The 22,464-nt window shown below is 53.4% G+C and carries 18 protein-coding genes; 11 read left to right on the forward strand and 7 right to left on the reverse strand.

The window, feature by feature from the left end:
- The first annotated feature begins 40 nt into the window (after nt 1-40).
- Nucleotides 41-2,278, forward strand: coding sequence for a mechanosensitive channel protein (ybiO, locus tag SK33_RS15735; protein WP_048219229.1), 2,238 nt, complete (start codon nt 41-43; stop codon nt 2,276-2,278).
- On the opposite strand, the gene rlmF is transcribed toward ybiO, so the two are convergent.
- Nucleotides 2,275-3,201 (reverse strand): 23S rRNA (adenine(1618)-N(6))-methyltransferase RlmF, encoded by a 927-nt coding sequence (rlmF, locus tag SK33_RS15740; RefSeq protein ID WP_003035241.1) that lies wholly within the window; start codon nt 3,199-3,201, stop codon nt 2,275-2,277. The genes ybiO and rlmF overlap by 4 nt on opposite strands.
- Before the next feature lie 210 nt (nt 3,202-3,411).
- Here rlmF and mcbA point away from each other — a divergent pair, with 210 nt between their 5' ends.
- The 5 genes from mcbA to ybiJ all read left to right on the forward strand — a co-directional run bounded on the left by mcbA (nt 3,412) and on the right by ybiJ (nt 7,879).
- A complete protein-coding gene (gene mcbA / locus SK33_RS15745; protein WP_003035239.1) occupies nt 3,412-3,672 on the forward strand; it encodes a DUF1471 family periplasmic protein McbA in 261 nt (86 codons plus the stop codon).
- A gap of 291 nt (nt 3,673-3,963) precedes the next feature.
- The gene (locus SK33_RS15750) at nt 3,964-6,249 is read left to right on the forward strand and encodes a catecholate siderophore receptor Fiu (protein ID WP_048219953.1); all 2,286 of its coding nucleotides are present in this window, start codon (nt 3,964-3,966) and stop codon (nt 6,247-6,249) included.
- Between the two features lie 43 nt (nt 6,250-6,292).
- Entirely contained in the window at nt 6,293-6,970 is a 678-nt protein-coding gene (ybiX, locus tag SK33_RS15755) for a PKHD-type hydroxylase YbiX (RefSeq protein WP_048219232.1), read from the forward strand.
- A 78-nt stretch (nt 6,971-7,048) separates the two neighbouring features.
- The gene (locus SK33_RS15760; RefSeq protein WP_048219233.1) at nt 7,049-7,315 is read left to right on the forward strand and encodes a DksA/TraR family C4-type zinc finger protein; all 267 of its coding nucleotides are present in this window, start codon (nt 7,049-7,051) and stop codon (nt 7,313-7,315) included.
- A gap of 303 nt (nt 7,316-7,618) precedes the next feature.
- Nucleotides 7,619-7,879 (forward strand): DUF1471 family protein YbiJ, encoded by a 261-nt coding sequence (gene ybiJ / locus SK33_RS15765; RefSeq protein ID WP_003035231.1) that lies wholly within the window; start codon nt 7,619-7,621, stop codon nt 7,877-7,879.
- A 97-nt stretch (nt 7,880-7,976) separates the two neighbouring features.
- Here ybiJ and SK33_RS15770 read toward each other — a convergent pair whose 3' ends face one another.
- From SK33_RS15770 to SK33_RS15790, 5 genes are all read right to left on the reverse strand, one after another.
- Nucleotides 7,977-9,062 (reverse strand): malate/lactate/ureidoglycolate dehydrogenase, encoded by a 1,086-nt coding sequence (locus SK33_RS15770; protein WP_048219234.1) that lies wholly within the window; start codon nt 9,060-9,062, stop codon nt 7,977-7,979.
- Between the two features lie 162 nt (nt 9,063-9,224).
- A complete protein-coding gene (ybiB, locus tag SK33_RS15775; RefSeq protein WP_003035227.1) occupies nt 9,225-10,193 on the reverse strand; it encodes a DNA-binding protein YbiB in 969 nt (322 codons plus the stop codon).
- A 29-nt stretch (nt 10,194-10,222) separates the two neighbouring features.
- Nucleotides 10,223-12,373: an ATP-dependent DNA helicase DinG gene (gene dinG / locus SK33_RS15780; RefSeq protein WP_003035224.1), complete on the reverse strand. Its 2,151-nt coding sequence runs from the start codon at nt 12,371-12,373 to the stop codon at nt 10,223-10,225.
- 176 nt (nt 12,374-12,549) lie between these two features.
- Nucleotides 12,550-13,971: a DASS family sodium-coupled anion symporter gene (locus SK33_RS15785; RefSeq protein WP_048219237.1), complete on the reverse strand. Its 1,422-nt coding sequence runs from the start codon at nt 13,969-13,971 to the stop codon at nt 12,550-12,552.
- Nucleotides 13,972-14,004: 33 nt separating this feature from the next.
- A complete protein-coding gene (locus SK33_RS15790) occupies nt 14,005-15,357 on the reverse strand; it encodes a class-II fumarase/aspartase family protein (protein ID WP_048219239.1) in 1,353 nt (450 codons plus the stop codon).
- Between the two features lie 202 nt (nt 15,358-15,559).
- Here SK33_RS15790 and SK33_RS15795 point away from each other — a divergent pair, with 202 nt between their 5' ends.
- Nucleotides 15,560-16,294, forward strand: coding sequence for a GntR family transcriptional regulator (locus tag SK33_RS15795; protein WP_048219242.1), 735 nt, complete (start codon nt 15,560-15,562; stop codon nt 16,292-16,294).
- Nucleotides 16,295-16,362: 68 nt separating this feature from the next.
- Here the strand turns inward: SK33_RS15795 and rhlE are convergent, their stop codons facing one another.
- Nucleotides 16,363-17,709, reverse strand: coding sequence for an ATP-dependent RNA helicase RhlE (gene rhlE, locus SK33_RS15800; RefSeq protein ID WP_048219245.1), 1,347 nt, complete (start codon nt 17,707-17,709; stop codon nt 16,363-16,365).
- A gap of 223 nt (nt 17,710-17,932) precedes the next feature.
- Between rhlE and cecR the strand changes: the two genes are divergently transcribed.
- Genes cecR through SK33_RS15820 form a run of 4 tightly spaced genes read left to right on the forward strand, consistent with a single transcriptional unit; the run spans nt 17,933 to nt 22,457 of the window.
- On the forward strand, nt 17,933-18,610 hold the full coding sequence (cecR, locus tag SK33_RS15805) for a transcriptional regulator CecR (protein ID WP_003035216.1): 678 nt from the start codon (nt 17,933-17,935) through the stop codon (nt 18,608-18,610).
- The gene (gene hlyD / locus SK33_RS15810; RefSeq protein ID WP_048219247.1) at nt 18,607-19,602 is read left to right on the forward strand and encodes a secretion protein HlyD; all 996 of its coding nucleotides are present in this window, start codon (nt 18,607-18,609) and stop codon (nt 19,600-19,602) included. Before cecR ends, hlyD begins: the two co-directional genes overlap by 4 nt.
- Nucleotides 19,595-21,331, forward strand: coding sequence for an ATP-binding cassette domain-containing protein (locus SK33_RS15815; protein ID WP_048219249.1), 1,737 nt, complete (start codon nt 19,595-19,597; stop codon nt 21,329-21,331). The genes hlyD and SK33_RS15815 overlap by 8 nt, the downstream gene beginning before the upstream one ends.
- Nucleotides 21,324-22,457: an ABC transporter permease gene (locus SK33_RS15820; protein WP_003831545.1), complete on the forward strand. Its 1,134-nt coding sequence runs from the start codon at nt 21,324-21,326 to the stop codon at nt 22,455-22,457. The genes SK33_RS15815 and SK33_RS15820 overlap by 8 nt, the downstream gene beginning before the upstream one ends.
- Nucleotides 22,458-22,464 lie beyond the last annotated feature (7 nt).

The raw sequence follows: 22,464 nt of genomic DNA on the forward strand, positions 1-22,464 counted from the left end.
ATACTTATCCTTTTGTATTTATTTTCTCATGGGAGGAGTCATGCGCGGGATCCTGTTCATCATTGTTTGTCTGTTGAGTCTTCCGACCCAGGCGGTGACAATTCCTGGCGTCACCACGCCAACATCAACCAACGCGCAAACCACAGCGGCGAAAGAGCCGGATATTGAACAGAAAAAAGCGGCTTACGGTGCACTGGCCGATGTGTTGGAAAATGACGCCTCGCGGAAGGAGCTGATCGGTCAGTTACGCAAAGTGGCCACTGCCCCTCCTGCCGAGCCGGTGCCGACCATTGTCCCGCCCACGTTAACGGAAGAAAAAACGGTACTGGAAAACGTCACGGACGTCACCCGCCACTACGGTGAGGCGCTCTCCAGCCGCTTTGCCCAGCTTTATCGCAATATTACCGATGCCCCGCATAAGACCTTTAATCCGCAAACGTTCACCAATGCTCTGACGCATTTTTTAATGCTGGCGGTGTCAGTGTTTGGTTTTTTCTGGCTGATTCGCCTGTGCGCGCTGCCGCTGTATCGCAAAATGGGACAATGGGCACGACGCAAAAACCGCGAACGCAGCAACTGGCTTCAGCTTCCGGCGATGATCGTTGGCGCATTCATTATTGATTTGCTTCTGCTGGCGCTGACATTATTTGTCGGGCAGATACTGAGCGACAAAATGAACGCTGGCAGCCGCACGATCGCCTTTCAGCAAAGCCTGTTTCTCAATGCCTTCGCCCTGATTGAATTCTTCAAGGCCATTTTGCGCCTGATATTTTGCCCAACGGTGGCCGAGCTGCGCCCGTTTAACATTCAGGATGCTGGCGCACGCTACTGGAATCGCCGTTTGAGTTCATTGAGCAGCCTGATTGGCTATGGGCTTATCGTTGCCGTGCCCATTATTTCGAATCAGGTCAATGTGCAGGTCGGCGCGATGGCCAACGTCATCATCATGTTGTGTATCACGCTATGGGCGCTGTACCTGATTTTCAGAAACAAGAAAGAGATAACGCAGCATTTGCTGAATCTGGCGGAAAGATCCCTCGCTTTTTTCAGTCTGTTTATTCGTGCTTTTGCGTTGGTATGGCATTGGCTGGCCAGCGCCTATTTCATTGTGCTGTTTTTCTTTTCGCTGTTTGATCCGGGCAACAGCCTGAAATTCATGATGGGCGCTACGCTGCGCAGCCTGGTAATCATTGGAATTGCCGCCTTTGTTTCCGGCATGTTTTCCCGCTGGATTGCCAAAACTATTACCCTTTCGCCACACACTCAGCGCAGCTATCCGGAACTACAAAAGCGGCTGAATGGCTGGCTGTCGACGGCGTTAAGCGTAGCCAGGATCCTGACGGTGTGCGTTGCGGTGATGCTGCTACTGAATGCCTGGGGACTGTTCGACTTCTGGAACTGGCTGCATTACGGCGCAGGAGAAAAAACAGTGGATATCCTGATCCGTATCGCGCTGATTTTATTCTTCTCCGCCATCGGCTGGACGATTCTCGCCAGCCTGATTGAAAATCGTCTGGCTTCCGATATCCACGGTCGTCCGCTGCCCAGCGCTCGTACCCGCACCCTACTGACACTGTTTCGTAACGCACTGGCGGTGATCATCAGCACGATCACCATCATGATTGTGTTGTCGGAAATCGGCGTCAATATCGCCCCCTTACTGGCCGGGGCCGGGGCGCTGGGGCTGGCTATCTCTTTCGGCTCGCAAACGCTGGTAAAAGATATTATTACCGGGATTTTTATTCAGTTTGAAAATGGCATGAACACCGGCGACCTGGTGACCATTGGCCCACTCACCGGTACGGTTGAACGGATGTCCATCCGTTCTGTGGGCGTGCGTCAGGACACCGGGGCATACCATATTATTCCCTGGTCATCGATAACGACCTTCGCCAACTTTGTGCGGGGAATTGGATCGGTCGTCGCCAATTACGACGTAGACCGCCATGAGGATGCGGATAAAGCGAATCAGGCGTTGAAAGATGCGGTTGCTGCGGTGATGGAAAAAGATGATATTCGCGGGCTGATTATCGGCGAGCCGTCGTTTGCCGGGATTGTAGGATTAACCAATACGGCATTCACACTACGGGTCTCGTTTACCACCTTGCCGCTGAAGCAGTGGACGGTACGTTTTGCGCTCGACAGCCAGGTGAAGAAATACTTCGATCTGGCCAACATACGCGCCCCGGTACAGACGTATCAAGTGTTGCCTGCACCAGGGAATGGCCCAACGTCTGCGGCAAGCGAACCGCTGCCGCCAACCGAGCCAACGCTTTAGCGTTTACGCGCCATAAAACGACGACGCTGATCGTTATCCATAAAGGTCCAGGCAATAAAGCGACTCTGCTTTTGCCCCTGGGCCATCTCTTTCTTGACCACTTTCACCGCGCCCGCATCCGTTAATGCGTGGTACAGCGGAGGTAAGTTCTCGCCGCGCGAAACCAGCGTGGTAAACCACATAACCTGACGCCCAAAAGCCTGGCTTTCGACGATCATTTTTTTGATGAACGCTACTTCGCCGCCTTCACACCACAGCTCCTGCTGTTGTCCGCCAAAGTTCAGCGCATCATCTTTATCTTGCCCCAGATTACGACGTTTACGCTCGCTTCCTGCACGGGCTGAGGCCGCAGAATCATGGAATGGCGGGTTACACAATGTGGCTTCATACTGCTCATTTTTGTGAATGATACCGTTGAAGATTGCCGAAGCATCTTTCTGACGACGCAGACGAATAGCACGGGTTAACCCCGGATTGCCGTTTATGATCGCCTGAGCGCTGTTAAACGCTTCGCTACTGCTCTCACTGCCCGTAAATCGCCAGCCGTATTCATGCACGCCGATCAGCGGATAAATACAGTTTGCCCCTACGCCTATGTCCAGGATGCTCGCATTTGCCGGAATGGTTCCGCTGGTTTCCCCCAACAGGTCGGCCAGATGGTGAATGTAGTCAGCGCGACCAGGAACCGGCGGGCACAGAAAACCGTCCGGAATATCCCAGTTTTTCACCGCATAAAAATGCGCCAGCAGTGCTTTATTGAGCGCCTTTACTGCCTGCGGATTGGCGAAATCAACACTCTGCTCCCCGCCGGGCGTGAGGGTGAGAAATTGCGTCAGCTCTGGGGTAACCTGGCATAAAGTCGCAAGATCATAACGGCCATTGTGGCGGTTGCGTGGGTGTAATCCCGGTTTCTGGGCGGACATAGCATTCTCCTTTTAACAACGGCGTAAGATACCCGCATAACGCCACGTGGTAAACACACACAACAAGGAAATTTGATTTTTTACGCCTGTTTGACGCTTTGCTGATTGTTCGAAAAACAGACAGTTCATCACCAGTTTTTTGCGGTAAATGTCATCCGCTGACGACCTAAACTTATCAGGCACACCTGTTGTTTTTCAGAGGATATCACCATGAAGAAATGCCTCACATTACTTGCCGCTACCGTACTTACCGGCATGACATTTGCCTCCTTTGCTGCGCAGCCATACACCAGCCCAGCTACCGGTCAGCTACAAGCTTCCGGCACAGTATCCGCTACCGGCGCCTCTAACCTGAGCGACCTTGAGGACAAGCTGGCAGAGAAAGCGAAAGAACAAGGGGCAAAAGGCTTTGTTGTTAATTCTGCAGGCGGTAAAAACCAGATGTACGGTACCGCAACTATCTATAAGTAGCCCCCACCTTCTCCCAACTGCATTCGCCCGAATGCAGTTTTCTGCGCGCTGTTCACTTCATTTTCGGCTCAATTTGTAATCAATGTGTTGGCATTTTGAATCCAATGTAAATAAATGTATTTATTTTTGAATTAATGAATGCTAAAACGTCGCACTGATTAGAAATGATTATTAAAATCATTATCAATTACACATTCATTTTCGCGAGACCTGCAGGGTACAACATCCACAGAGATGTCCCTTCGCGTGAGTGAAACCGTCTACTCAAAAAATAATAAGTCATTAATTAAAATGGATAAAAATCGCAACTTGCCGTCCAGTAGTTTTCATTCACTGACTTTTTTTGCCGGTCTGTGCATTGGCCTGTCTCCGGTAGCCCAGGCTTTCGCAGCAGGCGATCAGGACAAAAAACCAGAAGATACTCTGGTCGTTGAAGCGGCCAAACCTTCGCTGTACGCCCCAACACAGTCTGCCGACCCTAAATTCTCCCGCCCGGTGGCGGATACCACCCGCACCATGACGGTGATTTCTGAGCAGGTGATTAAGGATCAAGGCGCAACAAATTTGACCGATGCGCTGAAAAACGTACCGGGCGTTGGCGCGTTTTTCGCTGGTGAAAACGGCAACTCCACTACCGGTGATGCGGTTTATATGCGTGGCGCGGATACTTCGAACAGTATTTATATCGACGGTGTTCGTGATATCGGCAGCGTCACGCGCGATACCTTCAATACCGAACAGGTCGAAGTGATTAAAGGTCCTTCCGGTACCGACTATGGACGTAGCGCACCGACTGGCTCTATCAATATGATCAGCAAACAGCCGCGTACCGACTCAGGAATCGATGCGTCGGCCAGCGTCGGTAGCGCCTGGTTCCGCCGTGGTACGCTGGACATTAACCAGGTTATCGGCGACACCACCGCCGCACGCTTAAACCTGATGGGTGAAAAAACACATGATGCCGGTCGCGACAACGTGAAGAATGAACGTTACGGCGTGGCCCCCTCACTTGCTTTTGGCTTAGGCACCGAGAACCGACTGTATCTGAACTATCTGCACGTTACTCAACACAACACACCGGATGGAGGCATTCCCACCATCGGCCTGCCGGGTTACTCCGCGCCTTCCGCAGGGACGTCTGCACTGAATCATTCAGGAAAAGTTGATACGCATAACTTCTACGGCACCAACTCGGATTACGACGATTCGACGACCGATACCGCGACGATGCGTTTTGAACATGACCTGAACGACAGCACCACGATTCGCAACACCACCCGCTGGTCGCGCATTAAACAGGATTATCTGATGACGGCGGTGATGGGCGGTGCGTCTAATATTACGCAACCCACCAGCAGCGTCGACACCTGGACCTGGTCACGCCTGGCAAATACCAAAGATGTCAGTAACAAAATCCTGACCAACCAGACCAACCTGACCTCAAAGTTTTACACGGGATCCATCGGTCACGACATCAGCACTGGCGTGGAGTTGACGCGCGAAACACAAACCAACTATGGCGTAGCCCCGATTACCCCGCCGCCGGTTAATATTTATCATCCCAACAGCGACGTGAATATCGGCGGATTATCGCGTAACGGCGCCAACGCTAACGGGCAAACCGATACCTTTGGCGTATACGCTTTTGATACGCTACAAATTACCCGTGAGTTTGAGCTGAACGGTGGTATTCGCCTCGACAATTACCGCACTGAATATGACAGCGCCACCGCTTGCGGCGCTTCTGGCCGTGGTGCAGTGGCATGTCCGACAGGCGTCGCCAAAGGTTCCCCGGTCACCACTGTGGATACTGCCAAATCAGGCAATCTGGTGAACTGGAAAGCGGGCGCGCTGTATCACCTGACCGATAACGGCAATGTCTACATTAACTATGCCGTTTCTCAGCAACCGCCGGGCGGCAGCAACTTTGCCCTTGCTCAGGGCGGAAGCGGTAACAGCGCAAACCGTACCGACTTCAAACCGCAGAAAGCGAAAACTAGCGAGATTGGCACCAAATGGGAGGTGCTGGATAAGCGCCTGCTGTTAACCGCCGCAATTTTCCGCACGGATATTGAGAATGAAGTTGAGCAGAACGACGACGGTACCTATTCCCAGTACGGGGAGAAACGCGTTGAAGGCTACGAGCTCTCGGTAGCAGGCAACATCACCCCCGCATGGCAGGTTATTGGGGGTTACACCCAGCAACGCGCCACCATCCACAGCGGCAAAAATGTTGCTCAGGATGGTTCTTCTTCCCTGCCCTATACGCCGGAACATGCGTTCACGCTGTGGAGCCAGTATCAGGCAACCGACGATGTTTCCGTTGGCGCGGGCGCACGCTACGTGGGCAGTATGCATCGCGGTTCGGACGGCGCCGTGGGTACGCCATCCTACACTGAAGGTTACTGGGTCGCCGACGCCAAACTGGGCTATCGCGTGAATCGCAATCTCGATTTCCAGCTAAACGTCTATAACCTGTTCGACACCGATTATGTATCCTCCATAAACAAGAGTGGATACCGTTATCATCCAGGCGAGCCAAGAACTTTCCTGCTCACTGCCAATATGCATTTCTGATCCATCGCGTGGGGCGAAAGCCCCACTTTCAGGAGAAACACTGATGATGTACCACATTCCCGGCGTTCTGTCGGCGCAGGATGTCGCCTGGTTTCGCGAACAACTGGACGCAGCCGACTGGGTTGATGGCCGCGCAACTACCGGCGCTCAAGGGGCGCTGGTTAAAAACAACCAGCAGGTGAATACGCAAAGTGAACGCTACGACGTTTTACAACAGGCGGTACAGACTGCGGTAAATAACAACGCGCTTTTCTTCGCCGCAGCACTACCGAAAACGCTCTCAACACCGCTGTTTAATCGCTACCAGGACAACGAGACCTACGGTTTTCACGTTGACGGTGCGGTGCGTAGCCATCCGGAGAACGGCTGGATGCGCACAGATCTTTCCGCAACCTTATTCCTGAGTAATCCGGATGATTATGAAGGCGGAGAGCTGCTGGTTAATGACACCTACGGCCAGCATGCGGTGAAGCTTCCGGCAGGCGATCTGGTGCTTTACCCTTCCAGCAGCCTACACTGCGTAACGCCAGTAACCCATGGCGTTCGTGTGGCATCCTTTATGTGGATCCAGTCGATGATCCGTGACGACAAAAATCGCGCCATGCTTTTTGAACTGGATAAAAACATTCAGTCCCTGAAGGCACGTCATGGGGAGAGCAACGAAATCCTGTCATTACTCAATCTCTACCATAACCTGCTGCGCGAATGGTCTGAAATCTGATACTGCTGGCGCATGGTCGTTTTTCAGCCATCACCTTCGCTATACTTAGTCTGTAGACATCAGCAGCAGGAGGTACACATGGCATCCGGATGGGCAAATGACGACGCAGTTAACGAACAGATCAACAATACTATTGAAGATGCTGTTGCCCGCGCCCGCGGTGAGTTACCGACCGGGGAAAGTCTGTATGAATGCGAAGAATGTGGCAATCCTATCCCTCAGGCCAGACGTGAGGCCGTGCCAGGGGTACGCTTGTGCATCACTTGCCAACAGGATAAAGATTCACATAGCGCGACATTTTCAGGATATAATCGCAGAGGTTCGAAAGACAGCCAGCTACGTTGACTCATCTTTACCAAAAGTTTCAGCGCATACGATTTCCTTTACGAGCACGCTTTTTCGCACTCTGTGTGGCAAAATGTGCCGTTGTTGGTTTCTCTGTAAAGCGCAATGACAAGAACTGTAAATCCCTCGCCTGAATTTATTAATATTCAATAAGTTATTTGTCATTCAATTTTTTTGATTGATGTCGTCAATTCTATTCGATTTTCTCTCACCCAAAAAAACGTGATACTTATCACATCGACGGAACAACGTCTTCTTAAAGAACACTGACTACCAACAGAACAACCCTGCGAGAGATTAATCATGAAAAATATCAAATTTGCTGTTGCTGCCATCGCCCTGTCTACCCTGTCATTTGGCGTTTTCGCTGCCGAGCCGGTTTCCTCCACTCAGGCACAAAGCATGAATAAAATTGGTGTAGTTTCTGCTGATGGCGCCACCACACTGGATGGCCTGGAAGCCAAACTGGCTGAGAAAGCGGCTGCTGCTGGCGCAACTGGTTACAGCATCACTTCCGCTGTCGGTAAAGACAAAATGAGCGGCACCGCGGTTATCTATAAATAACCGAAAGATTACCTGTACGACCCAATGCTCCAACCCTCATTGACCCTGTTTGTTACCCTTTGTTTGCCCGTCCGCCACTGGACGGGCTTTTTTTTGCTTAGTGTTCCAGTCGTTGACGGAATTCCTGCAACACGGTGTCCGGCATGCCTATTTGCAGCGCCGCCTCGCAAATCGCCTGCCAGCTTCCGGCATCCAGCGGAATACCGTGTTCCAGCCGTTCCTCGCGAGTATTCACTTCCCACTCACCTGGCAACAGGATCGGGACATCTTCAGCATGCGGGGACGCTTTCACCCACTCAGCAAATGCTGCGACCTGGTTGTCGCAGTCCGGCGCGCCGAACAGTTCCGGATTCATAATAATAGTGGTCATACAGTTGATGATGGCGTCCGGGCTGGTCTGCAGGCTCTCTTCATGTGTGGTTTTACCCCCTGAAAGCGCACCACCCATAATTTCGCACATCGCCGCCAGCGCATAACCTTTGTGCTGGGCAAAGGTGAGCAACGACCCCAGCGGAGAAACCTGCATTACCGCAGGATCGCTTGTAGGCACCCCCGCCACATCAATCAGACATCCAGGAGCTACCGGCTCGCCCTTATGCCATGCCACACGGGTTTTACCAAACGCGATGGCGCTGGTTGCATAGTCCAGCAATAGCGGGAAGGTATTTTTACGCGGAAAAACAACGCAGAAGGGGTTAGTGCCAAAACGACTATCGCGGCCATGAAACGGTGCAACCATCGGGATCCCGACCACGCTCACAAAATGCACTGAGACAAAACCTGCCGCCGCACATTGCTCCGCCCAGTAGCCAATACGTCCGATATGATGCGAATTATGTAATGCCACGGCGGCGATACCGTGCTGGCGAGCTTTTTCAATCCCCAGCGTGATGGCTTCGTGAGCCGCCACCTGACCAAAGGCACAATCGCCATCAAGCGTAATCACCGCCCCTGCATCTTTTACCACTTTGGCATGACGGTTGATTTGCAGATGCCCCAGCGAGAATGAACGAATATAGCTTGGGATCATACCGATGCCGTGGGAGTCGTGACCGGCGAGGTTAGAGGCTATCAGATGATCGGCCACCAGCCGCGCCTCCTGATCATTGCTTCCCATCTGATGAAAAACGGCCTGGATAAAAGCGTGTAGCGTTGGCACATGGAAGCGATGTCCACTGTTCATTGTTATCTCCTGTTGTGTCGCGTGTTTGTTGTGTTTCTTATTTTTCAACAAACTATGCTGCGCCACGGCGCTCAGGAGGTCAATAAACGTGCAGAAATTTCACGTTGCCGAAAAGAGAAAACCGACAGACCAGGTAAAAGGCCCGTCGGGATAACAAATGAATCAGAAGCTTTGCTCGACGCGGGCAAGTCCTTCGGCAAGCGAGGCGGATTCACCGGTTGCCACCAGGCAGCAGGCCATCTGAATTTTCAACGATGCCGGGACCGGCTCACTGCCAGCCAGACAACGCTCAATCCAGCGCGCGGTGGTTTCCGGATCTTTTGCCACCGGCAGCGGTACTGGCTCGTCAGGCATCTCGCTCTGTCGGTCCTGTAACACTCGCACACCGGATGAATCTATCAGACTTATCTGCGGGCAGCGCTGCGGGTTGGCATACACTTCGCCCTCGGTACCATGCATCAACAGGCCGCGCCCACCAATATCGCCGAAGAACTTCGCCACACGCGAGACGTATTCCGGGTGGGACACGCTGGAAAGACGCAGCGCCGCATCTTCAGCAAACGGCGTGGCTAATTTAGCCAGCGTGTGCGCACTGTTACGCACGCCCATGCGCCAGCGCATCGCCAGCTGTTTCTCCAGCGGAGGGCACAGCGCACTCACCGGGATAAACACCGGCTGATGACCATCCAGCTTTGCCTGCGCCTGCCCGGCATGCAGCGTTGGCGTAATCCCCATCAGTTCAAAAATGGTTTCTGTCAGCACGCGGGTTGGATCCTCACTGACACCGTGCACGACTACCGGGAAACCGAGCTTATGCAGTAAAATCGCCAGCAGCGGCGTCAAATTCGCCTGCTTGCGTGCACCATTGTAGCTGGGAATGACAATCGGCATGGGTTTGGCAACCGGCGGAGTCAGGCGAATGGTGTGGTTTTGCATCGCTTCGTAAAAGCCCAGCATCTCCGCTTCGCCTTCGCCTTTAATACGTAGCGCAATCAGCACCCCGCCCATCTCAAGGTCAGGTACGTCGCCGTTCATCATATGGGTATACAGTCCGCGAGCAGTATCCTTGTCCAGGTCACGCGCGTGATTTTTTCCTCGCCCAATCTCTTTAATGATTTTGCGGTAATCCATCGATAACTCCTTGCCTGTTGCTCGCATCGTTAACGCCGACGGCGGCGCGTGGGTTTCGCTTTTTCTTTTGGTTTTACTATAACGTCTGGCACAGCAGGTTGCTCTATCGGAAATATGGGTAACGCGTTCAGTAAACGCTTGCCATAGTTTTTGGTCAATAAACGTTTGTCATAAATAACCACTTCTCCCCAGCAGCCATGGCTACGGATGAGTCGCCCAACCTGCTGGATCAAATTGAACGACGCCGCGGGCAGGCTCTGCACCTCGAAGGGGTAGCGGTTCAGGCTTTTCAACCACTCGCCCTCGGTGATCACCACCGGGCTGTCGATCGGTGGAAAAGCAATTTTGTGAATATGCACCTGGGTCAACAGGTCGCCTTTCAAGTCCAGACCTTCAGCGAAAGATTGCAGCCCAACCAGCACGCTGCGCTCGCCGTTGGTCACCCGTTTGCGGTGCAACTCTACCAGACGATAGCGCGGCTGATCGCCCTGCACCAACAACAGCAGGCGCAGATCGGTAACGTGCTCAAGAAAACGCTGCATCGCCCGACCGCTGGCAAAGAGTACCAGCATCCCCTGATGCTTTTTGCTTTCCAGTTGTTCGCGAAAATAGGCGGCCATTTCCGCGATATGCTGCTCTTCGTTATCAATTAACGGTTCGTAGCGCATCTGCGGAATGACGATTTTGCCCTGTTCAACGTGATTAAACGGTGAATCCAGCGCAACAAACCGATCCCCTGCTTTTTCCTTCAGACCACTCATCTCCTGCAAACGCGAGAAGCTGTTGAGCGAGCGCAGCGTTGCGGAAGTGACAATAATATGCGGGACGCTACGCCACAGCAGTCGTTCGAGCTGATCGCTCACACGGATCCCCACGCAGTGGAACCAGACGTGGATCTGCCCGTCACGCACCTCGCGCGTCGCCCATTTACTCACCGGCGCGCCTGACGACTGCGCGAGCGATGCCAGCCGCCACAGTTTGCTTTGCGCCTCAAACATGCCCAGCGCCCGATTCATCTGCAAAATAACCCGATGCAGACGCACAATATCGTGAGTGCCGGTTTTTTCGCTGAGATCGTTGAGGAACAGTTCCGCCAGCCCGCGTAGCATTTCCGTAAGCTTTGCCAGACGCTGACAAATCTCCATCACTTCTGCAGGCAGTTCGCCCATCGCAAAGCGGTGTTCCGCCTCCTGAGTAGCAGGCATATACAGATTAAGAATGTTATTGAGCGATGAAATCAGTTCATACAGCTCTTCACAGTGACCGTTCAGACGCTCGGCATTCGCCAGCGGCGGCGTGGTTTTCGGGCGAAACTGTTCCAGACAGGTCGCCACTAATTTGCAAAACAGATCCAGTTGGAGCCGGTACCAGGGGGCGCTGATTTCCGCGCTCATCTCCAGCGCATCGCGCGCGACATCCGGCAAATGGTGGCCTTCATCAAGTACCAGCAACAGGTTTTTCGGCTCCGGCAAAACGGCTTCGCTTTCCATCGCCGCCATCACCAGCGCATGATTAGCCACCACCACTTCAGCTTCCTGAATCTCCCGGCGGGCGACAAAAAAAGGGCACTCACGATAATAGTGACAGTTGCGATTCAGACAGCTAGCTTTATCGGTGCTCAGACGCTGCCAGAGTCCGTCGTCAATGGCGATATCGGTGTGATCTCGCAGCCCGTCCCACTTGTAGCTGTCGAGATCGCCTTTTAGCCTGGCGCAGCGCTTTTGTTCTTCCTGGTTGTTGGGCGTTAGGTCATCGTCGAGAAAAGCCAGCAGATCCTGCTGATTGGGTTCAGTGCTGGCCAGCGCCGCTAAGTTACGCGGGCAGACATAGCGTCCGCGACCAAACGCGGCGGTAAAACGCAGGTCGGGAATAATTTTGCGCAGCAGCGGTAAATCTTTGCTGTAGATCTGATCCTGCAAAGCGACGTTGGCGGTGCTGACCACCAGCGTTTTTTGCTCTTCACGCGCAATGGCAATACCGGGAATCAGATACGACAGAGTTTTCCCCACCCCGGTCGGCGCTTCAATCGCCAGATGCCGGCCTTCTTCACCTGCCAGCGTTTTCGCGACGTCAGCAATCATCTGCCGCTGCGGTGCACGAGGGATAAAGTCGGGGATCTGTTCCTGAAGCGCCTTATACCAGGCGGCAATTTGCGCTTTTAACGCGGCCGTTAGTGCCATGAGAAAACCTGAAATACTGTATAAACAGCCACTATTGTGGCACATTTCAGGCCCTGGATGTACCTTTTTCCCCCATTCTGGAAAGCGCTTCGCAGCTCTGGCTTAAATTGCCGGATAGCGGCTTACACCCTATTCGGCCTACAGTCAGGTACATGCAGGCCGAATAAACGTGTCGGTTAATAGTATCCCAGCAGCTTCCACCACAGCATGCCCACGGCAAAAATGATAATCACATTCGCCGTCACCACGCAGAGGTTGATTTTGTAAAAGCGCGGACGTTCAAAATAGCCCTGGGCAAAATAAATGGGGCCAGGTCCACCACCATACTCGGTATTCCCCCACATCAGGTTACTAAAGATACCGAAGCAAATAGCGACCATCATCGGCGGCGCACCCGCAGCAATCGCCGTGGCCGCGAAAGGAGCATACAGCGCAGCTACGTGTCCGGTAGCCGTAGCAAAGAGATAGTGCACGTAAATGTAAAGGATCCCCAGCACAATAAAGGATTCGATCGCACCAAAACCCTGAATACCGCTGCCTAACTTTATTGTCATCCATTTAATAAAGCCCAGATCGGCAAGTCCGGTCGCCAGACTAATAATCACGCTAAACCAGATAACCGTATCCCAGGCTGCATGGTCATTAAGCAGGCTTTTCCAGCTAACGGCCCCCGAGGCAAACAGATAAGCAGCCAGCCCCAGTCCGACAGATGTGGCAGACAACCCAGTAATCAAACTGGTGCCCCAGCCAACCAGCGCCAGCACAAAACCAAACGCGACCTTTTTCTCGTTGCTGCTCATCGAACCGAGCTCACCGAGCGCCTGTTTGCCCATCGCTTTTGCCTCTGGCGTTCGCTTAAGCTCAGGATCCAATAATTTATAGACCAGTAGCGGCATCAGGCAGAAACAGACCATCGCAGGGACCACTGCAGAAATAAACCATCCGCCCCAGGTTATCTCTATTCCTAATGACGATTTCGCCAGACTCGCTACCAGCGGATTCGCCGCCATCCCGGTGAGAAATATTGCCCCGGTAATCGGCGTAAACTGGAAGCACACCATGGTTAAGAAATCGCCGATACGCTTGCCCGTTACCCCCGGCGCTGAGCCCAATACATCATTGATTGAACGAGTGATAGGAAAAATAATCCCCCCGGAACGCGCGGTTACGGATGGCATTGCCGGAGCCATAATCAGATCGGAAACCCCCAGTGAGTAAGCGATACCCAGGCTGCTGCCACCAAAGAGCGATAACATTTTATACGCAATACGTTTCCCCAATCCCGAGGTTACAAAACCCAGAGACAAGACGTAGGCACAGAAAATGAGCCATACCGTACCGGACGCAAAACCTGACAATGCTTTTGCCTCTGGCAAGGTTTTGGTAAAAATGACCACGCAAAGTGCAATCAACATCACCGCCCCCGAAGGGAGCGGCTGGGTAAGAATTGCGGCTATGGTCGCGGCAAATATCGCGAACATATGCCAGGCCTGAGGCGTCAGACCATCAGGTACGGGATAAAACCAAACGATCGCGCCTATCGCCAGCGGTATCAGGAACGACAGAATGGATTTTCCCGTGACAGAATTTGTTGACATAAAAATATCCTTATTCCGTTAGCCCGAGAGCGTTCATTTCCGCGACATATATCTCGCTAATACCTGATCCACCATTGCTGGCGCCATTCCAAGATAATTTGCCGGGTCGGTCAGTTCTTCAATCAACTGCGGGTCAAGTCGTTCCGAGACAGATGGCATCGCATTCAGCACATCCGCCAGTCGTCCCCCTTGTTCATTGACGATACGGCAGGCGTCATACACGACGTCATGCGCATCCTGACGACCAATGTACGGTGCCAGTCCCATCATGACCGCTTCAGCCACAATCAGTCCGTTGGTCATGCCGAGGTTACGTTTCATCGCCGCTTCATCGACCACCAGCCCCGCCAGCATAAAGTTAGCCTGATGCAATGCCCCCGCGCTGAGGACGAAACTTTCCGGGATAGCAATCCATTCGGCATGCCACGGTCCGGTTGCACGCTCCAGATCCTGCACCATTGCATCAAGCATTAGCCCTGCCTGTTGGCGAACGCCTTTGGCACAGGCCAGCATTAACTCGCTGGAAATAGGGTTGCGCTTCTGCGGCATAGTACTGCTGGCGCCGCGCCCTTTAACAAACGGCTCATACAGCTCACCAAACTCGTTTGCTGCAAGCAGCATTACGTCGTAGGCAATCTTGCCCAGCGACCCGGTAATCACTGCTAACAGATTCACCGCTTCGGCGAAACCATCACGCGCAACATGCCAGGTGGATGTTGGGACATTAAGCCCAAGCTCTTCCATCATCGCTTTTTGTACTGCCAGCCCTTTATCCCCCAGCGATGCCAGCGTACCGGCTGCACCCGCAAATTCGCCGACCAATATACGAGGACGCGCCTGAGTCAGACGTTCCGCGTGACGTTCAAACATATCCAGCCAGATGGCTGTTTTATAACCGAAGGTCACTGGCAGAGCCTGCTGCAAATGGGTTCTCCCGGCCATCGGCGTATCACGGTAACGGAGTGAGAGATCGGCCAGCGTTGCACGAAGTTTGTCCATATCGGACTCAATGAGCGCAAAAGCATCACGAATTTGCAGAACTACAGCAGTGTCCATAATGTCCTGAGTGGTTGCCCCCCAGTGCACATAGCCGCCGGACTCGCCTGCCTGTTTAGAAATCTGGTGCACCAGCGGTAGGATCGGATAACCCACGATTTCGGTTTCATGGCGCAATAAATCAAAATCGAGCGTATCGGCATTACATTTTTCAGCAATTTCCTGTGCCGCAGCCTCGGGTATCACACCGCAGCGTGCCTGGGCTTTAGCTAATGCCACTTCCACTTCCACGTATTTGCGTAACAGCTCGCGATCGTCAAACACCGCGCGCATCGCCGGTGTGCCGAAAGAATCCCTGAACAGAACAGAATCAAGTACATTCGAAGCCATAAATCCCCCTGGAAAATCTGATAGTGATAAGATGCGTGTTTACGGTCGTTTGTTAGATATTCAAACGCCGCCACTATGTCCAGACATAACAAAATGTCCGTACATTTAAATGTACGGACATTTATAGTATTCATAAGAAATGTAGGGAATAGTCCGTACAAATTTTCGTGATAAAGATCACTAATATTTTGATGAAACTGCGATGAAAGAATCTCTGTACAAGCGAATAGCACGTGAACTGGCGCAGCAAATTTCGGTAGGGACCTTTGCCCCCGGATCGCTGTTTCCAACGGAAATGGAACTGTGCGAAACATGGCAGGTCAGCCGCCACACCATGCGTGAGGCGTTGAGGGAATTAACAGAGCAAGGTCTGATTTCACGGCGTAAAGGCGCAGGAACTCGCGTTTGCGAACCTAAGGCTAACGGTGTCAATCACCCGCTATCGCATCTTGAGGATCTGTTGCTGCTGGCCAAAAACAATCTGCGCGTCATCAAGAAAATCGATGAGATTGTGGCGGACATCGAGCTGTCCCAGATGATTGGCTGCCCGCCAGGTTCCCGCTGGCTGCACATTGCCAGCACTCGTGAAGATGCGCAAAACCCCGACGCGCCAATCTGCTGGACGGACAGCTATGCCAACACGGATTACGCCAAGCTGCGCACCTACATCCGTGACGACCCGCACTCGTTAATCAGCGATTTGATCGAAACGCATTACGGCATCAAAAGCCATGAGGTACATCAGACTATTACGGCTGTCGGTGTGCCCAAAAAGGTGGCCAAGATCCTCAACGTAGCGCCTGATTCGCCAGCGATGAGAATTGTGCGTCGTTATCTGGACAGGGACGGGAAAGTATTTGAGACGACGATTTCGATTCACCCGGCAGGACGATATACCTGCTCAATCGTGCTGAAATCGCAAAGTTCGGGGGAGTGATTGACCTGTCCGGCCTACACCCTGTGTAGACCGGATAGCGTGTTTATACTGCCAGACAGCAAGGTGAATTACTGGGCGGAAGACGGTTTTCGCGGACGGCGCGGCGGACGAGGCTTTTCGCCTGCCGGTTTGCCTTCGCCATTACGCGGCTTCGCTTTTGGCGCACCGCCATCCTGACGACGCGGCTGCTGGCCACGCCCTGCTCCGCCCTGCCCGCGACCACCACCGCCGCCACGCTGCTGGCGACCATTCTGGATCGGCTCAGCTTTAATGGAGGGATCTGGCTCATAGCCTGGCGTTGCAATACGCGGGATCTCTTTTTTCAGCAGCTTCTCGATGTCACGCAACAACTTGTGTTCATCGACGCACACCAGAGACAACGCTTCGCCGGTAGCAGCGGCACGCCCGGTACGACCAATACGGTGCACATAATCTTCTGGGACGTTTGGCAGCTCGTAGTTCACCACGTGCGGTAACTCTTCAATGTCCAGACCACGCGCGGCAATATCGGTCGCTACCAGCACGCGAATATCACCGGATTTAAAATCAGCCAGCGCACGTGTACGCGCCCCCTGAGATTTATTGCCGTGGATTGCCGCACTGCGGATGCCGTCTTTATTCAGCTGTTCTGCCAGATGGTTCGCGCCATGTTTGGTACGGGTAAACACCAGCACCTGCTGCCAGTTGCCCTGACCAATCATCTGTGACAACAGTTCGCGTTTACGTTTTTTATCGACGAAATGAACGTGCTGAGTTACCTGCTCGGACGCGGTATTACGACGTGCCACTTCGATTTCCAGCGGGTTATGCAGCAGTTTTTCGGCCAGCGATTTAATGTCATCAGAGAACGTTGCCGAGAACAGCAGGTTCTGACGTTTTGCCGGCAGTTTTGCCAGAACGCGACGAATATCGTGAATAAAACCCATATCCAGCATGCGGTCAGCTTCATCCAGTACCAGGATCTCCACCTGATCCAGTTTTACCGCATTCTGATGCTCCAGATCGAGCAAACGACCTGGGGTGGCAATCAGTACATCCACACCGCCACGCAGTTTCATCATCTGCGGGTTAATGCTGACGCCGCCGAAGACCACCAGCGAGCGAATATTCAGATACTTACTGTAATCACGGACGTTTTCGCCAATCTGAGCCGCCAGTTCACGGGTTGGCGTGAGGATCAGCGCACGAACCGGACGACGGCTTTTACCATGCGGCTGATTGGTAATCAGGTGCTGCAACAGCGGCAGGGTAAAACCTGCCGTTTTCCCCGTACCGGTCTGGGCGCTGGCCATCAGATCGCGGCCTTCCAGCACGGCAGGAATAGCCTGCTGCTGAATAGGGGTAGGTTCACGGTAACCCTGCTCGGCAACGGCACGTAAAATTTCAGGGTTTAAACCAAGGGAATCAAAAGACATAACAACTCCGAACCGCCCTGACCGTTACCGGTGTCGTTTTCAGGGAGATACATACAATATAGAGATGACAAAAACCACAATGTCATGAAGGGGCGGAGTGTAGCAGTTTTTGTGATGTGCCGCATAAATTATCCCTTCACTGGAAAATAACCGTCCGGACTGGACAAGGCTGCACATCAGTCATAATCTTAATCAATCGATTGATTAAGATCAGAGTCGTGCCATGAATACACCCACCATGACAACCAAAGGTGAACAGGCGAAGAACCAGCTCATTGCCGCCGCATTGGCACAATTCGGCGAGTATGGTCTGCACGCCACGACGCGCGATATCGCTGCACAGGCCGGGCAAAACATTGCGGCTATCACCTACTATTTTGGCTCAAAAGAGGATTTATATCTCGCCTGCGCCCAGTGGATTGCAGATTTTATCGGCTCACAGTTTCGTCCGCACGCTGAAGAGGCCGAGCGTTTATTCGCTCAGCCAGAACCGGATCGTGGCGCGATGCGTGAACTGATCCTGCGCGCCTGCAAAAATATGATCATGCTGTTAACCCAGGACGACACCGTTAACCTGAGCAAATTTATCTCGCGTGAACAGCTTTCCCCCACTGCGGCTTATCAACTGGTGCACGACCAGGTTATCAATCCGCTGCATACACACCTGACGCGCCTGATTGCCGCCTATACCGGCGGCGATGCCAACGATACCCAAATGATTCTGCATACCCACGCCATACTCGGCGAGGTGCTGGCTTTTCGTCTGGGGAAAGAAACCATTCTGTTGCGTACGGGCTGGTCACAATTTGATGAGGATAAAACCGCGCTGATTGACCAAACGATCACCTGTCACATCGATCTTATTCTGCAAGGTTTAACGCAAAGGAGTCTGGAGTCATGAAAAAACCTGTCGTGCTCGGGCTGGTTATCGCGGCCCTCGTTGCCGTGATTGCCGGTGGAACGTGGTGGTATCAAAGTCGGCAAGATAACGGCCTGACGTTGTACGGCAATGTCGATATCCGTAGCGTCAACCTGAGTTTTCGCGTTGGCGGCAGGCTGGCCTCACTGGCGGTTGACGAAGGCGATGCTATTACAGCCGGTCAGGTGCTGGGTGAACTGGATCACGCCCCATATGAAAACGCGTTAATGCAGGCGAAAGCCAATGTTGCCGCCGCCCAGGCGCAATACGATTTGATGCTGGCCGGGTATCGCACAGAAGAGATTGCCCAGGCAGCAGCGGCTGTCAAACAGGCGCAGGCCGCCTATGATTACGCGCAGAACTTTTATAATCGGCAGGTAGGATTGTGGAAAAGCCGCACCATTTCTGCCAACGATCTGGAAAATGCCCGTTCATCACGCGATCAGGCGCAGGCTTCGCTGAAATCTGCGCAGGACAAACTTACCCAGTATCGCAGCGGTAATCGTGTACAAGACATTGAACAGGCGAAAGCCACGCTCGAACAAGCTCAGGCCCAGCTTGCGCAGGCAGAGCTCAATTTACACGACACCACGCTGACCTCGCCATCTGACGGCACACTACTCACCCGTGCGGTGGAGCCTGGTAGCATGCTGAACGAAGGGGGCACGGTACTGACGTTGTCGCTTACGCGTCCGGTTTGGGTTCGCGCCTACGTAGATGAGCGGAATCTGAGCCAGGCGCAGCCAGGACGTGAGATCCTGCTCTATACCGACGGTCGCCCGGACAAACCGTATCACGGTAAAATCGGCTTCGTGTCGCCTACTGCCGAGTTTACGCCGAAAACAGTTGAGACTCCTGACCTGCGCACCGATCTGGTTTATCGCCTGCGTATTGTGGTGACCGACGCGGACGATGCGCTGCGCCAGGGAATGCCGGTAACGATCAAATTTAGTGACGAGGCACGGCATGAATGATGCCGTTATTACGCTCAAAGGGCTGACAAAAAACTTTGCCGGAATGGAAAAACCCGCCGTCGCCCCGCTCGACTGTACCGTGCATGCGGGCTACGTGACCGGACTTGTCGGACCGGACGGCGCGGGGAAAACCACGTTGATGCGCATGCTGGCAGGATTGTTAAAACCCGATGCCGGAAGTGCTGCGGTGATTGGTTTTGATCCCATCAAGGACGACAGCGCTCTGCATGCGGTGCTGGGCTATATGCCGCAGAAATTTGGTCTGTATGAAGATTTGACCGTCATGGAGAACCTCAATCTCTATGCTGATTTGCGCAGCGTCACCGGTGAAACGCGAGAAAAAACCTTTGCCCGGTTACTGGAATTTACCTCGCTGGGGCCATTTACCGGACGACTGGCCGGCAAACTTTCCGGCGGCATGAAACAAAAGCTCGGGCTGGCCTGTACGCTGGTCGGCGAACCCAAAGTGCTGCTGCTGGATGAGCCAGGTGTGGGTGTCGACCCAATTTCCCGTCGCGAATTGTGGCAAATGGTCCACGAACTGGCCGGAGACGGCATGCTGATCCTCTGGAGTACGTCGTATCTGGATGAAGCAGAGCAATGCCGTGATGTGCTGCTGATGAACGAAGGCGAATTGTTATACCAGGGCGATCCTACTCAGCTTACGCAAACCATGGCTGGTCGCAGCTTCCTGATGAGCAGTCCGCAGGAAAATAACCGCCGACTGCTGCAACGCGCGTTAAAACTACCGCTGGTCAGCGACGGAATGATTCAGGGGAAATCCGTCCGTTTAATCCTGAAAAAAGAGGCGACAGCTCAGCAGATCCAAAACGCTGACGGCATGCCGCAGATAACCATCAATGAAACTGCACCCCGCTTCGAAGATGCCTTTATCGATTTACTCGGCGGAGCCGGAACATCGGAATCCCCGCTGGGCGCTATCCTGCATACCGTAGAAGGTACGCCTGGCGAAACGGTGATCGAAGCCAAAGCGCTGACCAAGAAGTTTGGCGATTTTGCCGCGACCGACCACGTAGACTTTTCCGTACAGCGCGGCGAGATTTTTGGTCTGTTAGGACCCAACGGTGCCGGCAAATCCACCACCTTTAAAATGATGTGCGGCCTGCTGGTCCCCACCTCCGGTAAAGCGCTGGTGCTGGATATGGACCTGAAAGTCAGCTCCGGCAAAGCGCGTCAGCATCTGGGCTATATGGCGCAGAAATTCTCCCTGTACGGTAACCTGACGGTTGAACAAAATCTGCGTTTTTTCTCCGGCGTCTACGGCCTGCGTGGTCGGGCGCAGAAGGAGAAAATCGATCGAATGAGCGAGGCATTTGGCCTGAAGAGTATCGCTTCCCACGCCACCGACGAACTGCCGCTAGGGTTTAAGCAGCGTCTGGCGCTGGCCTGCTCGCTGATGCATGAACCCGACATTCTGTTCCTTGATGAACCCACTTCCGGGGTCGATCCCCTCACCCGTCGTGAGTTCTGGTTGCATATCAACAGCATGGTGGAAAAAGGCGTCACGGTGATGGTGACCACCCACTTTATGGACGAGGCGGAATACTGCGATCGCATCGGGTTGGTGTATCGCGGCAAACTGATTGCCAGCGGAACACCGGACGACCTGAAAGCTCAGGCTGCCGACAGCGACACGCCGGACCCGACCATGGAGCAGGCGTTCATTACGCTAATCAATGACTGGGATAAGGAGCATACGCATGAGTAACTCCGCTCTCTCCTGGCGTCGCGTACGTGCGCTGTGCGTGAAAGAAACCCGCCAGATCGTTCGCGACCCCAGCAGTTGGCTGATTGCGGTGGTGATCCCGCTGCTGCTGCTGTTTATCTTCGGCTACGGGATAAACCTCGACTCCAGCAAGCTGCGGGTCGGGATTTTGCTCGAACAGCAAAGCGAAGAGGCGCTGGATTTTACCCATACTATGACCGGTTCGCCGTATATTGACGCCACCATCAGCGATAACCGGCAGGAATTGATTGAGAAAATGCAGGCCGGGCGCATTCGTGGGCTGGTGGTGATCCCTGTGGATTTTGCCCAGCAGATGGCGCGACCTAATGACGTGGCACCGATCCAGGTGATCACCGATGGCAGCGAACCCAATACCGCCAACTTTGTGCAGGGTTATGTCGAAGGTATCTGGCAGATTTGGCAGCAACAGCGGGCGGAAGACCGTGGAGAATCATTCAAGCCCTTGATCGACGTGCAGACCCGCTACTGGTTTAACCCGGCGGCCATCAGCCAGCACTTCATTATTCCCGGGGCGGTAACCATCATCATGACGGTGATTGGCGCGATCCTCACCTCATTAGTGGTGGCGCGCGAATGGGAACGCGGAACCATGGAGGCACTGCTTTCTACCGAAGTTACCCGCGTCGAATTACTGCTGTGTAAACTGATCCCCTATTATTTCCTCGGCATGCTGGCGATGCTGCTGTGTATGCTGGTGTCGGTATTTATTCTTGGCGTGCCCTATCGCGGCTCGTTGCTGATCCTGTTTTTCATTACCAGCCTGTTTCTGCTCAGTACGCTTGGCATGGGGTTGCTTATTTCCACCATCACCCGCAACCAGTTTAACGCCGCGCAGGTCGCGCTGAACGCCGCTTTCCTGCCCTCGATTATGTTGTCAGGTTTTATCTTCCAGATAGACAGCATGCCCGCGATTATCCGGGCGGTAACCTACATTATTCCGGCTCGTTATTTCGTCAGTACCCTGCAAAGCCTGTTTCTGGCGGGAAATATTCCAGTGGTGCTGATTATTAACGTGCTGTTTTTAATCGCTTCGGCGGTGATGTTTATTGGCCTGACGTGGCTTAAAACCAAACGTCGGCTGGATTAAGGGGACG

This window comes from Citrobacter sp. MGH103 (assembly GCF_001034475.2).
GTDB lineage: Bacteria > Pseudomonadota > Gammaproteobacteria > Enterobacterales > Enterobacteriaceae > Citrobacter > Citrobacter freundii.

Coding starts and splice junctions, on each gene's coding strand:
- rhlE (WP_048219245.1), bottom strand. CDS start 17,709: ATGTCTTTTGATTCCCTTGGTTTAAACCCTGAAATTTTACGTGCCGTT.
- mcbA (WP_003035239.1), top strand. CDS start 3,412: ATGAAGAAATGCCTCACATTACTTGCCGCTACCGTACTTACCGGCATG.
- SK33_RS15795 (WP_048219242.1), top strand. CDS start 15,560: ATGAAAGAATCTCTGTACAAGCGAATAGCACGTGAACTGGCGCAGCAA.
- ybiO (WP_048219229.1), top strand. CDS start 41: ATGCGCGGGATCCTGTTCATCATTGTTTGTCTGTTGAGTCTTCCGACC.
- SK33_RS15815 (WP_048219249.1), top strand. CDS start 19,595: ATGAATGATGCCGTTATTACGCTCAAAGGGCTGACAAAAAACTTTGCC.
- SK33_RS15770 (WP_048219234.1), bottom strand. CDS start 9,062: ATGAACAGTGGACATCGCTTCCATGTGCCAACGCTACACGCTTTTATC.
- rlmF (WP_003035241.1), bottom strand. CDS start 3,201: ATGTCCGCCCAGAAACCGGGATTACACCCACGCAACCGCCACAATGGC.
- SK33_RS15760 (WP_048219233.1), top strand. CDS start 7,049: ATGGCATCCGGATGGGCAAATGACGACGCAGTTAACGAACAGATCAAC.
- SK33_RS15785 (WP_048219237.1), bottom strand. CDS start 13,971: ATGTCAACAAATTCTGTCACGGGAAAATCCATTCTGTCGTTCCTGATA.
- ybiB (WP_003035227.1), bottom strand. CDS start 10,193: ATGGATTACCGCAAAATCATTAAAGAGATTGGGCGAGGAAAAAATCAC.
- cecR (WP_003035216.1), top strand. CDS start 17,933: ATGAATACACCCACCATGACAACCAAAGGTGAACAGGCGAAGAACCAG.
- SK33_RS15790 (WP_048219239.1), bottom strand. CDS start 15,357: ATGGCTTCGAATGTACTTGATTCTGTTCTGTTCAGGGATTCTTTCGGC.
- SK33_RS15750 (WP_048219953.1), top strand. CDS start 3,964: ATGGATAAAAATCGCAACTTGCCGTCCAGTAGTTTTCATTCACTGACT.
- SK33_RS15820 (WP_003831545.1), top strand. CDS start 21,324: ATGAGTAACTCCGCTCTCTCCTGGCGTCGCGTACGTGCGCTGTGCGTG.
- ybiX (WP_048219232.1), top strand. CDS start 6,293: ATGATGTACCACATTCCCGGCGTTCTGTCGGCGCAGGATGTCGCCTGG.
- ybiJ (WP_003035231.1), top strand. CDS start 7,619: ATGAAAAATATCAAATTTGCTGTTGCTGCCATCGCCCTGTCTACCCTG.
- hlyD (WP_048219247.1), top strand. CDS start 18,607: ATGAAAAAACCTGTCGTGCTCGGGCTGGTTATCGCGGCCCTCGTTGCC.
- dinG (WP_003035224.1), bottom strand. CDS start 12,373: ATGGCACTAACGGCCGCGTTAAAAGCGCAAATTGCCGCCTGGTATAAG.